9 protein-coding genes and 1 pseudogene are annotated in these 12,950 nt (G+C 72.2%); 8 read left to right on the forward strand and 2 right to left on the reverse strand.

Features of this window, described 5'->3' with window-relative positions; genetic code table 11:
* Both ABZ883_RS28560 and serA read left to right on the forward strand, forming a co-directional pair.
* Positions 1 to 203 (forward strand): annotated as a pseudogene (locus tag ABZ883_RS28560) (ketol-acid reductoisomerase); the annotation flags it as partial.
* A 250-nt stretch (positions 204 to 453) separates the two neighbouring features.
* On the forward strand, positions 454 to 2,043 hold the full coding sequence (gene serA / locus ABZ883_RS28565; protein ID WP_360911044.1) for a phosphoglycerate dehydrogenase: 1,590 nt from the start codon (positions 454 to 456) through the stop codon (positions 2,041 to 2,043).
* On the opposite strand, the gene ABZ883_RS28570 is transcribed toward serA, so the two are convergent.
* Together ABZ883_RS28570 and ABZ883_RS28575 are read right to left on the reverse strand one after the other, a co-directional pair.
* Positions 2,027 to 3,259, reverse strand: a complete 1,233-nt coding sequence (locus ABZ883_RS28570; protein WP_360911321.1) for a glycosyltransferase 87 family protein — start codon at positions 3,257 to 3,259, stop codon at positions 2,027 to 2,029. The genes serA and ABZ883_RS28570 overlap by 17 nt on opposite strands.
* A 184-nt stretch (positions 3,260 to 3,443) precedes the next feature.
* Entirely contained in the window at positions 3,444 to 4,631 is a 1,188-nt protein-coding gene (locus ABZ883_RS28575; RefSeq protein ID WP_360911046.1) for a helix-turn-helix domain-containing protein, read from the reverse strand.
* A 143-nt stretch (positions 4,632 to 4,774) separates the two neighbouring features.
* On the opposite strand from ABZ883_RS28575, the gene ABZ883_RS28580 reads away from it, so the two are divergent.
* The 6 genes from ABZ883_RS28580 (at position 4,775) to ABZ883_RS28605 (ending at position 12,945) form a co-directional block, all read left to right on the forward strand.
* A complete protein-coding gene (locus ABZ883_RS28580; protein ID WP_360911047.1) occupies positions 4,775 to 5,704 on the forward strand; it encodes a proline dehydrogenase family protein in 930 nt (309 codons plus the stop codon).
* A gap of 42 nt (positions 5,705 to 5,746) precedes the next feature.
* The gene (pruA, locus tag ABZ883_RS28585; RefSeq protein WP_360911049.1) at positions 5,747 to 7,378 is read left to right on the forward strand and encodes an L-glutamate gamma-semialdehyde dehydrogenase; all 1,632 of its coding nucleotides are present in this window, start codon (positions 5,747 to 5,749) and stop codon (positions 7,376 to 7,378) included.
* A gap of 610 nt (positions 7,379 to 7,988) precedes the next feature.
* A complete protein-coding gene (locus tag ABZ883_RS28590) occupies positions 7,989 to 9,026 on the forward strand; it encodes a 3-isopropylmalate dehydrogenase (protein WP_360911051.1) in 1,038 nt (345 codons plus the stop codon).
* 206 nt (positions 9,027 to 9,232) lie between these two features.
* On the forward strand, positions 9,233 to 10,321 hold the full coding sequence (locus ABZ883_RS28595; RefSeq protein WP_360911053.1) for a branched-chain amino acid aminotransferase: 1,089 nt from the start codon (positions 9,233 to 9,235) through the stop codon (positions 10,319 to 10,321).
* A gap of 255 nt (positions 10,322 to 10,576) precedes the next feature.
* Positions 10,577 to 11,260, forward strand: a complete 684-nt coding sequence (gene ureA / locus ABZ883_RS28600) for an urease subunit gamma (protein WP_360911055.1) — start codon at positions 10,577 to 10,579, stop codon at positions 11,258 to 11,260.
* The gene (locus ABZ883_RS28605; protein ID WP_360911057.1) at positions 11,257 to 12,945 is read left to right on the forward strand and encodes an urease subunit alpha; all 1,689 of its coding nucleotides are present in this window, start codon (positions 11,257 to 11,259) and stop codon (positions 12,943 to 12,945) included. The genes ureA and ABZ883_RS28605 overlap by 4 nt, the downstream gene beginning before the upstream one ends.
* Positions 12,946 to 12,950: the final 5 nt, after the last annotated feature.

The raw sequence follows: 12,950 nt of genomic DNA on the forward strand, positions 1-12,950 counted from the left end.
TCATCACCGACGCCACCAAGGCCGAGATGAAGAAGATCCTCGGCGAGATCCAGGACGGCTCCTTCGCCAACAACTGGATCGCCGAGTACAACGCCGGCCTGCCGAAGTACAACGAGTACAAGAAGGCCGACGAGAGCCACCTGCTGGAGACCACCGGCAAGAAGCTCCGCAAGCTCATGAGCTGGGTGGACGAAGAGGCGTAATGCCGCCCGCGGTTTGTACGGTCCCGGAGGCGCCGCGCCTCCGGGACCGTCCGCTTTGGCCACGTCGTACACCCTCGTGCGGGTGATCCTTCCGTGATGGCGCAGGATGCGGGGCCCGCCGCCGATACACTCCCTTAACAAGCGCGTCAGGCTCACAGCGTCGTGCGTCTTCCACGCGGCATGCCATCTCCCCTCCACCGCCTCCGGCCGTCGGGACGCGGCCGCCGGCCAGGGACTAGTGAGGACTCACGTGAGCAACCCCGTCGTACTCATCGCCGAAGAGCTCTCTCCCGCCACCGTCGAGGCCCTGGGGCCGGACTTCGAGATCCGGCACTGCAACGGCGCGGACCGAGCCGAGTTGCTGAGCGCGATCGCCGAAGCCGACGCCATCCTGATCCGCAGTGCCACGAAGGTCGACGCCGAGGCAGTCGCCGCCGCCCCCAAGCTCAAGGTCGTGGCCCGCGCGGGCGTCGGCCTGGACAACGTCGACGTCTCCGCCGCCACCAAGGCCGGCGTCATGGTCGTCAACGCGCCGACCTCCAACATCGTCACCGCCGCCGAACTCGCCTGCGGTCTGCTCATCTCCGTCGCGCGCAACATCGCCCCGGCCAACGCCGCGCTCAAGCAGGGCGAGTGGAAGCGCAACAAGTACACCGGCGTGGAGCTGGCCGAGAAGACCCTCGGCGTTGTCGGCCTCGGCCGTATCGGCGCGCTGGTCGCGCAGCGCATGTCGGCCTTCGGCATGAAGATCGTCGCGTACGACCCCTACATCCAGCCGGCGCGCGCCGCCCAGATGGGGGTGAAGATCCTCAGCCTCGACGAGCTGCTGGAGGTCTCCGACTTCATCACGGTGCACTTGCCCAAGACCCCCGAGACGGTCGGCCTGATCGGGGAGGAGGCGCTGCGCAAGGTCAAGCCGCACGTCCGCATCGTCAACGCCGCGCGCGGCGGGATCGTGGACGAGGAGGCGCTGTTCGCGGCGCTCAAGGAGGGCCGGGTCGGCGGCGCGGGCCTGGACGTGTACGCCAAGGAGCCGTGCACGGACTCGCCGCTCTTCCAGTTCGACAACGTGGTGGCCACCCCGCACCTGGGCGCCTCGACCGACGAGGCCCAGGAGAAGGCGGGCATCGCCGTCGCCCGCTCGGTGCGCCTGGCCCTGGCCGGCGAGCTCGTGCCGGACGCGGTCAACGTCCAGGGCGGCGTGATCGCCGAGGACGTCCGCCCGGGCCTGCCGCTCGCCGAGAAGCTGGGCCGCATCTTCACCGCGCTCGCCGGCGAGGTGGCGGTGCGCCTGGACGTCGAGGTGCGCGGTGAGATCACCCAGCACGACGTCAAGGTGCTGGAGCTGTCCGCCCTCAAGGGCGTCTTCGAGGACGTCGTGGACGAGACGGTCTCCTACGTCAACGCACCGCTGTTCGCGCAGGAACGCGGTGTCGAGGTGCGCCTGACCACCAGCAGCGAGTCCCCGGACCACCGCAACCTGGTGACCGTCCGCGGCACGCTGTCCGACGGCACCGAGGTCGCGGTCTCCGGCACGCTCGCAGGCCCGAAGCACGTCCAGAAGATCGTGGCCGTCGGCGACGACGACGTGGACCTGGTGCTCGCCGACCACATGGCCTTCCTCCGCTACACCGACCGGCCCGGTGTCGTCGGCACCATCGGACGTGTCCTGGGCGACGCCGGGGTCAACATCGCCGGCATGCAGGTCGCCCGTGACCAGGCCGGTGGCGAGGCCCTGGTGGCGCTGACGGTCGACACCGCCGTTCCGGCGTCGGTGCTGGGCGACATCGCCGCGGAGATCGGGGCCACCTCGGCCCGCGCGGTCAATCTCGAGAACTGACGGCGGTCCCGCTCCGCTGGGGGCGGCCGTCCCGGGAGATCCGGGACGGCCGCCCCTGCGCTGTCATGAACCGCACGGCCACCGCGGCGAGGAAGAGCAGTCCCAGCACCGGGTACGGGGACGCGAACGGCTGCAGCCACCACGCCAGGTGCAGGTCGAGGTCGCCGGCCTTCGGTACGAGCCACAGGCTGCGGGCGACGAACACCACGGCGGTCACCCGCAGCACCCAGCGCGGCGCGTCCGCGGCCAGCAGGATCAGCAGCGGCACGCACCACACCCAGTGGTGGGACCAGCTGATCGGCGTGATCAGCAGGGCCGTCACCGCGCAGCTGACCACGCCCCAGGCCTCGTGGCCCTGCCGCCCCAGCCACACCGACAGCGCCAGTCCGCCGCAGGCCACGGCGAACGCCGTGGCCGCCCAGATCATCCCCGGGTGCGGGGTGTGCAGGACACGTGCCACCAGGCCCTGCAGTGACTGGTTGTCGACGATCCAGACCTTGCCGATCCGGCTGGTGTCGAAGATGCAGCGGGTCCAGTAGTCGACGGTCGCGCCGGGCAGGGCCAGCGCGCCGAGCAGCGCCGTTCCCGCGAAGCTCGCCCCGGCCACGGCGGCCTCCTTGCGGCGGCCGGTCAGCAGCAGGTACAGGGCGAAGATCGCCGGGGTGAGCTTGACACCGGCCGCGATGCCGATGGCCACGCCCTTGCCCCGGGCGCCGTCCGGCCGGCTGAGGTCCCACAGCACCAGGACCGCGAGCAGCAGGTTGATCTGGCCGTACAGCATGGTCTGGAACACCGGCTCCAGCCACAGCCCGAGCGCCATCGCCAGCACCACCACGGTCCACCGCGTACCGCGCGACCGCGGCCGGCCGACGGTGCGGCACGACAGGTGGGCGAGCAGGCCGAGCAGGGCCAGGTTGCCGGCCATGAAGACGAGCTTGAGCAGCGGGACCGGCAGCCAGGTCGCCGGGACGAAGAGCATCGCGGCGAAGGGCGGGTAGGTCGCCGGCAGGTTCCACTCGGTGACCGTGAAGCCGTACAGGTCCGTGCCGTTCACGACGGCCGCGCCCTCGGCCCGGTAGACCTGCATGTCGGCCATCGGCACGGGCATCGACAGGCACAGGGCGGTGAAGGCGGCCAGCGACAGCGCCAGCAGCACGAGGGAGAGCAGCAGCCGGCGGTCCGGTCGCGGCCAGGTGGGGGAGTCCTTCGCGGGCATGCCGGGCCGGGTCGTGCGCTCGCGGTCGAACGCCTCCGTGGAGTGAGTCACCGGTTCCCGATCCCCTTGTCCCGCCGTCGGCCGAGCCGGGCGCGGGATCCCCCCGCGTCCTGCGCGCGCTGGTCAGACCCCCCGAGGCCCCGCGCCACGTTACTTGTGCCCCCTTCGGTCGGCAACAGTCCGGTCAGTCGCCGAGGCGCGCGGCCTTGAGCGCCATGTGGAGCAGCAGGCGGTCCTCGCCGTCGTCCAGGTCCAGGCCGGTGAGGCGCTCGACGCGCGACAGCCGGTAGTACAGGGTCTGCCGGTGGATCCGCAGCTCACCGGCGGCGCGACCGGCCTGTCCCGCGCAGTCGAGGAACACCTCGGCGGTGCGGGCGAGTTCGGCGTGCGCGGCTTCCAGCAGCGGGCGCACCGCCGGGTCGACCGCGCCGGACGGCAGCGCGGCCAGCGTCCGGTAGGGGCCGATCGCGCCCCATTCGGCGACGGGGCCGAGCCGCGGCTGCGCCCGGGCGGCCCGGGCGGCGGCCACGGCCTCGTGCCAGGCGCCGGGCAGGGCGTCCAGGCCCTGGCGCGGCGCGCTGACCCCGGCCCGTGCGTCCGGTGCGGCCTGCCGGGTGCCGTTGCCCTCCAGCAGCCGGCCGGCGGCGCTCACGGCGGGGGCCGGGACCGATGCCGACCGCAGCCGTACGAGCGCCGCGAGCCCGGGCAGCGGGACGCCCTCGATGTCGCCCGGAGGGAGTACGCACAAGGCGGCCGCGCCCGGCACCGTCCGCGGCCCCGGCGCCTCGGCGCCGTCTCCGGCTCCCTCGCCGGACCGCCACGGCAGCACGCACACCAGCGCGTGCACCTCCTCCGCGTCGGGCCCCAGGGCGGCCCGCAACTCCTCGCGGGCGCCGTCCCGGCCGCGGCCCGGACGGGCGGTGAGCAGGGCGGCCAGCGCGCGGCCGGCGTCGGCGCCCGCCCGGGACTCGGCGGCCAGCAGCGCGCCGATCCGGGCGGCCACGTCCATGGCCGCGGCGAGGTGCGCGGGGGTGTGCCCGGCGCTCTCCAGCAGCCACACGTAGCCGTGCACCACGCCGCCGTGCCGGGCCGGCAGGCACAGCCGGGGGCGGAAGACCCCGGCGTCGGCCTCCGCGGGGATGTGGACGGGGCCGGTGGCGCGGGCGATGCCGAACCGTTCGAACCAGGCGCGGACCTCGGCGGTGGAGCGCCGGGTCAGGATGGAACGGGTGCGGACCGGGTCCATCACCGCGTCGTCCTCGCTGTCGTGCGCGCCGAACGCGATCAGCCGGAAGTCCCGGTCCTCCAGGGTCGCGGGTGCGCCGAGGAGCGCCGACACCTCGTCGACCAGCTCCTGGTAGTCACCTCGCACGCCGTCATTCTCCCTCATACATCTGTATGAGGGACGCCGTTCCCACGCGTGACAGGTGTCGATGGTGACGGGGGTAGGCGAACCCTAGATTTCACGGACGACGCTGCCTGTCCCCTGGGCAGCCCCTGCCCCAGGAGGAGACCGTGCTGGGTCCCGTACTGCTCGCCGCCTCGCGCAGCGACCGTATGCGCCGCGTCGTCGCGGGCGCGCCGATCACCCGTCCGGTGGTCAACCGCTTCATCGCCGGCGACGAGCTGGCGCCCGCGATGGAGACCGTGCGCTCGCTGACCTCGTCCGGCCTGGAGGTCACCCTCGACCACCTGGGCGAGGACGTCACCGACAAGGCGACGGCCGTGGCGACGCGGGACGCGTACCTGCGGCTGCTGGAGGCGCTGCGCGAGGAGGGCGCAGGCACCCGCGCCGAGGTCTCCGTCAAGCTCTCCGCCTTCGGCCAGGCGCTGCCGGTCGGCGGCCACGAGATCGCCCTGGAGAACGTCCGCCCGGTCGCCGAGCTGGCGAGCGAGATCGGCACCACCGTCACGCTCGACATGGAGGACCACACCACGGTCGACTCCACGCTGGCGATCCTCGCCGAGCTGCGCGAGCGCCACCCGGGCACGGGCGCGGTGCTGCAGTCCTACCTCTTCCGCACCGAGGAGGACGCCCGCCGCCTCGCCGTCACCGGCTCGCGGGTCCGCCTGGTCAAGGGCGCGTACAAGGAGCCCGCCTCCGTCGCGCTCCAGGACAAGGGCGAGGTCGACCGGGCCTATGTGCGCTGCCTGAAGATCCTCATGGCGGGCGAGGGCTACCCGATGGTCGGCTCCCACGACCCGCGGCTGATCGCGATCGCCCAGGAGCTGGCCCACCGGGCCGGCCGCAAGCAGGGCTCGTACGAGTTCCAGATGCTCTACGGCATCCGCACCGCCGAGCAGCGGCGGCTGGCCGAGGACGGCGAGCGCATGCGCATTTACGTCCCCTACGGCGCAGACTGGTACGGGTACTTCATGCGCCGGCTCGCGGAGCGGCCGGCCAACCTGGCCTTCTTCCTGCGGTCCTTCCTCCCCTCCCGCTGAGCCCACGCCCCGATCCCCCAAGGACACAAGGAGATGTCTTTCATGGACGCCGTGACCCAGGTCCCCGCCCCGGTGAACGAGCCGGTGCACTCCTACGCCCCGGGGAGCCCGGAGCGGGCCCGCCTGGAGGCGAAGCTGAAGGAGCTGGCCGGGAACCCGGTCGAGCTGCCCATGACCATCGGCGGCGTGAAGCGCATGGGCGGCGGTGAGCGCTTCGACGTCGTGCAGCCGCACAACCGCGGCGCCCGCCTGGGCACGTACGCCAACGCCACGCAGGACGACGCCCGCGACGCGGTCGAGGCGGCGCTGGCCGCCGCGCCGGCCTGGCGCGCGATGTCCTTCGACGACCGCGCCGCGATCATCCTGCGCGCCGCGGACCTGCTGGCCGGCCCCTGGCGCGAGACGATCGCCGCCTCCACGATGCTCGGCCAGTCCAAGACCGCGCAGCAGGCCGAGATCGACAGCCCCTGCGAGCTCGTCGACTTCTGGCGCTTCAACGTGCACTTCGCCCGGCAGATCCTGGCCGAGCAGCCGATCGCCAACTCGCCCGGTGTGTGGAACCGCCTGGACCACCGCCCGCTCGAGGGATTCGTCTACGCGATCACCCCGTTCAACTTCACCGCCATCGCCGGCAACCTGCCGACCGCGCCCGCGCTCATGGGCAACGTCGTGGTGTGGAAGCCCTCCCCGACCCAGACGCACTCCGCCGTGCTGCTGATGGAGCTGCTGGAGGAGGCCGGGCTGCCCAAGGGCGTGATCAACCTGGTCACCGGTGACGGCATCGCCGTCTCCGAGGTCGCCCTCGAGCACCCGGACCTGGCCGGCATCCACTTCACCGGTTCCACCCGGACCTTCCAGCACCTGTGGAGGACGGTCGGCACCAACATCGAGAAGTACCGCAGCTACCCGCGGATCGTCGGCGAGACCGGCGGCAAGGACTTCGTCGTCGCGCACCCGTCCGCCGACCCGGCGGTGCTGAAGACCGCGCTGACCCGCGGCGCCTTCGAGTACCAGGGCCAGAAGTGCTCGGCCACCTCCCGTGCCTACATCCCGCGCTCGCTGTGGGAGAACGGCTTCAAGGAGGAGTTCGCGGCCGAGGTCGACGGCCTCACCATGGGTGACGTCACCGACCTGTCCAACTTCATCGGCGCCGTGATCGACGACCGCGCCTTCGCCAAGAACAAGGCCGCCATCGACCGCGCCAAGGCCGACCCGTCGGTCGAGGTTGTCGCCGGCGGCAGCTACGACGACAGCGTCGGCTGGTTCGTCCGCCCGACCGTGCTGGTCTCCTCCGACCCGGAGCACGAGATCTTCCGCGAGGAGTACTTCGGCCCGGTCCTGGGCGTGCACGTCTACGAGGACGAGAACTTCGAGGCGATGCTCACCCAGATGGAATCGGTCGCCTCCTACGCGCTGACCGGTTCGGTCGTCGCCCGTGACCGCGCCGCGGTCGCCGACGTGATGGCCAGGCTGCGCTTCGCGGCCGGCAACTTCTACATCAACGACAAGTCCACCGGCGCCGTCGTCGGCCAGCAGCCCTTCGGCGGCGGCCGTGCCTCCGGCACCAACGACAAGGCGGGCGCCGCGCAGAACCTGATGCGCTGGACGTCTACGCGGTCGATCAAGGAGGCCCTGGTGCCGCCGACCGACTACCGCTACCCGCACATGGGCTGAGCTCCGGCCCCCGGTTGACCCGCAAGGGGCAGGGCCCGGCATCCCCCGATCGGGGGGTGCCGGGCCTTCGCCGTCTCAGATAGTAGGAAGTCCGAGTAATTGTGGAGACAGACGAGCCGTGCTGTCCTAGCTTTGTAGAAGCCGAACGTCTCGCTCCACCAGCGACCGGCGGTCGTGAGCCGCGCACCTCTGGCAGGTCACCCCCTGCAGCGCCGCTCCCCGCCCCGTTCTATGGCGACGCAACCCTCCTCTTCTGACCTGGGAGATGTTCACCATGGACGAGACCGCCCGCAAGAACGCCGCCGAGGCCCTGCAGCGCGCCCTCGACCGCCGCGACAACGGCGGCTCCACGGGACACGAGCAGCGATGACCGCCACCGTCCCCCACCCCTTCCGGCGTCTGCGCCGGCTCGCCTACCTGGCCGTGTGCGCGATGGTGAAGTGATCCGTCCGCACGATCCGTCCGCACGTCCCGTCCCTGGTGCCGTGAGGGTGCACGCCCGCCCGGCGGGCCCGGCCATCCGGTTGGGCGCCGTCCGGCCGGGTGGGCGGGCTGCCCACCATGCGGACATCACGTGTCATCCAGTGGACGGCCGAGTAAGGTGACCGGCATGTCTCGCAGCATCAGCCTCGCAGTGATCCCCGGTGACGGCATCGGCCAGGAAGTCGTGGCCGAGGGCCTCAAGGTCCTGTCCGCCGTCCTCCCTCAGGACGTGAAGCTGGAGACCAAGGAGTACCTCCTCGGCGCCAAGCGCTGGCACGAGACGGGCGAGACCCTGCCCGACGCGGAGCTGGAGCAGCTGAAGGCGCACGACGCGATCCTGCTGGGCGCGGTCGGGGACCCCTCCGTGCCCTCCGGTGTGCTGGAGCGCGGGCTGCTGCTGAAGCTGCGCTTCGCCTTCGACCACCACGTCAACCTCCGTCCCTCCAAGCTCTACCCGGGCGTCAAGGGACCGCTGGCGGGCGACCCGCGGATCGACTTCGTGGTGGTCCGCGAGGGCACCGAGGGCCCGTACGTCGGGAACGGCGGCTCCCTGCGCACCGGCACGCCGCACGAGGTGGCCACCGAGGTCAGCCTCAACACCGCGTTCGGCATCGAGCGGGTGGTCCGGGACGCCTACGCCCGCGCCCAGGCCCGTCCGCGCAAGAAGCTGACGCTGGTGCACAAGAACAACGTCCTCGTGCACGCCGGCCACCTGTGGAAGAACATCTTCGACAAGGTCGGCGAGGAGTACCCCGAGGTCACCACCGACTACCTGCACGTGGACGCGGCGACGATCTTCTTCGTCACCCAGCCCGAGCGGTTCGACGTGATCGTCACCGACAACCTCTTCGGTGACATCCTCACCGACCTCGCCGCCGCCGTGACCGGCGGCATCGGCCTCGCCGCCAGCGGGAACATCAACCCGGGCGGCGCGTTCCCGTCGATGTTCGAGCCGGTGCACGGCTCCGCCCCGGACATCGCCGGCCAGGGCAAGGCCGACCCCACCGCGACGGTGCTGTCCGTCGCCCTGCTGCTGCAGCACCTCGGCTACCACGCCGAGGCCGAGCGCATCGAGAGCGCGGTCGCCGCGGACCTCGCGGGGCGCTCCGGTACGCGCAGCACCAGTGAGATCGGCGACACGCTCGCCGCACGAGTAGCCGGCTGACCGCCGGGTCAGCCCCTCAGTCGGCCCGGACGGTCAGCGCACTCCCACGACTGACCAAGACCTCTCGGGCCGCACATGTATGTCCACGGCCCCACCGCTGCGATAATCGGCGGTGGGGCCGCTGTGCGAGGGGAAACTCGGATGTCCTGGCACCTTGGAGGACTGCGGGTGCGGTCCGCCATGACCAGACGCGAAGGACATCATCTATGACGATCCCCACGATCGAGCTCAAGCCCTCCTCGCATCCGCTGCCGCGGGCGCAGCGCGAGGCGATCCTCACCAACCCCGGGTTCGGCCGCCACTTCACCGACCACATGGTGACGATCCGGTGGACCGAGGGCAGGGGCTGGCACGACGCGGAGCTCGTGCCGTACGCGCCGCTGTCCATCGACCCGGCCAACATGACGCTGCACTACGCGCAGACGATCTTCGAGGGCCTGAAGGCCTACCGCCAGCCGGACGGCTCGGTCGCCACCTTCCGCCCCGAGGCGAACGCCGAGCGCTTCCAGGCCTCCGCGCGCCGCCTGGCCATGCCCGAGCTCCCCGTCGAGACCTTCATCGCCGCCTGCGACGCGCTGGTCACCCAGGACCGCGAGTGGGTGCCGAGCACCGGCGAGCAGTCGCTCTACCTGCGGCCCTTCATGTTCGCCACCGAGGTGGGGCTCGGCGTGCGGCCGGCCAACGAGTACCTGTTCATCGTGATCGCCTCCCCGGCCGGCGCCTACTTCCCCAGCGGCGTCAAGCCGGTCTCGGTCTGGCTCTCCGAGGAGTACGTGCGCGCGGCGCCCGGCGGCACCGGAGCGGCCAAGGCGGGCGGCAACTACGCCGCGTCCCTGGTCGCCCAGGCGCAGGCCATCGAGCACGGCTGCGACCAGGTCGTCTGGCTGGACGCGACGGAGCGCCGCTGGATCGAGGAGATGGGCGGCATGAACCTGTACTTCGTGTACGGGGACAGGATCGTCACCCCGGAGCTGACCGGCTCGCTGCTGCCCGGGATCACCCGCGCCTCGCTCCTGCGCATCGCGGAGGACCTGGGCTACGAGGTCTCCGAGGGCCGCATCTCCGTCGACGACTGGAAGAACGGCAACGCGGACGGCTCCCTGACCGAGGTCTTCGCCTGCGGCACCGCCGCGGTCATCACACCGGTCGGTTCCGTGAAGTCCACGCGGGCGGACTGGAGCGTCGCGGACGGGAAGTCCGGCGAGGTCACGATGAAGCTGCGCAAGGCCCTGCTGGACATCCAGACCGGACAGGCCCCCGACACGCACGGCTGGATGCACCCGCTGGGTTCCTGACCCCTCGCGGGGCGCACGACGTCCGAAGCGGCCGCACGCGGTCCCGGAGCACTGTCCGGGGCCGCGTGCGGCCGCTTCGCGTTTCCCGCGTCTCCCCGGCGCGGTTGTCCGTGCGGGATTCCTCGAACGCCGTTCAAGGTGGAGCTGCAGCGCCAGGACGGGCAAGGGCTGGCCAGAGTTTCCCTCATCGGACGTCGCGCTTTAGAGTGGCGTTCTAAACGGTGTCCCGGCGACCCTCGTGGGAGGTGCGGAAGCGTGCGGCTGACCCCGACAGAACGTGACCGGCTGCTGCTCTTCGGCGCGGCCGAACTGGCGCGGGCGCGCCGCGCCCGGGGGCTGCGTCTGAACGTGCCGGAAGCCACCGCGCTGATCGCCGACGCGGTCTGCGAGGCCGCGCGCGACGGCGCGCGTCTCGCGGAGGCCGTCGCGGCCGGCCGCGCCGTGCTCGGTCCCGACGACGTGCTGCCCGGTGTGGCGGACATCGTGACCGAGGTCCATGTCGAGGCCGTCTTCGACGACGGCTCGCGGCTGGCCGTGGTCGGCGACCCGATCGGCGGCGGCGCCCTGCGGGAACGGGCGCCCGGTGCGGTGCTGCCCGGCCCCGCCCTGCCCGAGCGGCCGTCCGAGGTGTTCTTGACCGTGCGCAACACCGCTCCGGTCCCGGTCAGCGTCACCTCGCACTTCCACCTCTTCGAGGCCAACCCCCGGCTGGACTTCGACCGCTCGGCGGCCTACGGCATGCGGCTGAACGTGCCGGCCGGGTCCTCGGTGCGCTTCGGGCCGGGGGAGGAGCGGGAGGTGGGCCTCGTCCCGATCGGCGGCGACCGGATCGCGATCGGCTTCGCGGGGCTCGTCGACGGGCCGCTGGACGCGCCCGGCGCGCGACAGGAGGCACTGCGGCGCGCCGCGGCGTGCGGCTATCTGGGGGCGGAGCGATGAGCATCGATCCGTACGAGTACGCCGCCGTGCACGGGCCGCGCGCCGGCGACCGGGTCCGGCTGGGCGACTCGGGCCTGGTGGTCCGCGTCGAGTCGGACTCGCAGCGCCCCGGTGACGAGTTCCTGGCCGGCTTCGGCAAGACCGCCCGCGACGGGCTGGCGCTGAAGGCCGCCGCCGTACGGGAGACCTGCGACGTGGTGATCAGCAATGTGCTGGTCATCGACACGGCGGTCGGCATCCGCAAGGTCTCCATCGGCATCCGCGAGGGCCGCATCCACGCCGTCGGGCGGGCCGGCAACCCCGACACGCTCGACGGGGTGGACGTCGTGGTCGGCACGGGCACGTCCATCGTCTCCGGCGAGGGGCTGATCGCCACCGCCGGCGCCGTCGACACCCACGTGCACCTGCTGTCGCCGCGCATCATGGAGGCCTCGCTGGCCTCCGGCGTGACCACGATCATCGGGCAGGAGTTCGGGCCCGTGTGGGGGGTCGGCGTCAACTCGCCCTGGGCGCTGCGGCACGCCTTCAACGCCTTCGACGCATGGCCGGTCAACATCGGCTTCCTGGGCCGAGGTTCGTCCTCGGACCCGGCGCCGCTGGTGGAGGCGCTGGCCGAGGGCGGCGCCTGCGGCTTCAAGGTCCACGAGGACATGGGCGCCCACACCCGCGCCCTGGACACCGCGCTGCGGGTCGCCGAGGAGCACGACGTCCAGGTGGCGCTGCACAGCGACGGCCTGAACGAGTGCCTGTCGGTGGAGGACACCCTGCGGGTGCTGGAGGGCCGCACGATCCATGCCTTCCACATCGAGGGCTGCGGCGGCGGCCACGTCCCCAATGTGCTGAAGATGGCCGGGGTGCCGAACGTCATCGGCTCGTCGACCAACCCCACGCTGCCCTTCGGCCGCGACGCGGTCGCCGAGCACTACGGCATGATCGTCTCCGTCCACGACCTCAAGCCGGACCTGCCCGGCGACGCCGCGATGGCCCGCGACCGCATCCGCGCGGGGACGATGGGCGCCGAGGACGTGCTGCACGACCTGGGCGCGATCGGCATCACCTCCTCCGACGCCCAGGGCATGGGCCGCGCCGGGGAGACCGTGCGCCGCACCTTCGCCATGGCCGGGAAGATGAAGGCCGAGTCCGGCCCCCTGGAGGGCGACGGCCCGGACGACGACAACGCCCGCGTCCTGCGCTACATCGCCAAGCTGACCGTCAACCCGGCCATCGCCCACGGCCTGGCCCACGAGATCGGCTCGATCGAGCCCGGCAAGCTCGCCGACATCGTGCTGTGGCGGCCGGAGTACTTCGGGGCCAAGCCGCAGATGGTGCTCAAGTCCGGCTTCCCCGCCTACGGCGTGACCGGCGATCCGGGCGCCGCCACCGACACCTGCGAACCCCTGGTGCTCGGGCCGCTGTTCGGGGCCCACGGCGCCACCGCCGCCGACCTGTCGGTGGCCTTCGTCGCCCGGGCCGCACTGGACCTGGAGCACGACCGCATGCCCACCCGGCGCCGGCGGGTCGCCGTGCGCGGCACCCGCGGCATCGGCCCGGCCGACCTCGTCCTCAACTCCCGTACGGGACAGGTGGACGTCGACGGGCGCACGGGCCTGGTGACGCTCGACGGCGACCCGCTGCGCTCCGAGCCCGCGGAACAGGTGTCGCTCAGCCGTCTCTACTTCTTGTGACAAGG

The sequence above is a fragment of the Streptomyces sp. NPDC046977 genome, from assembly GCF_040644455.1.
Lineage (GTDB): Bacteria > Actinomycetota > Actinomycetes > Streptomycetales > Streptomycetaceae > Actinacidiphila.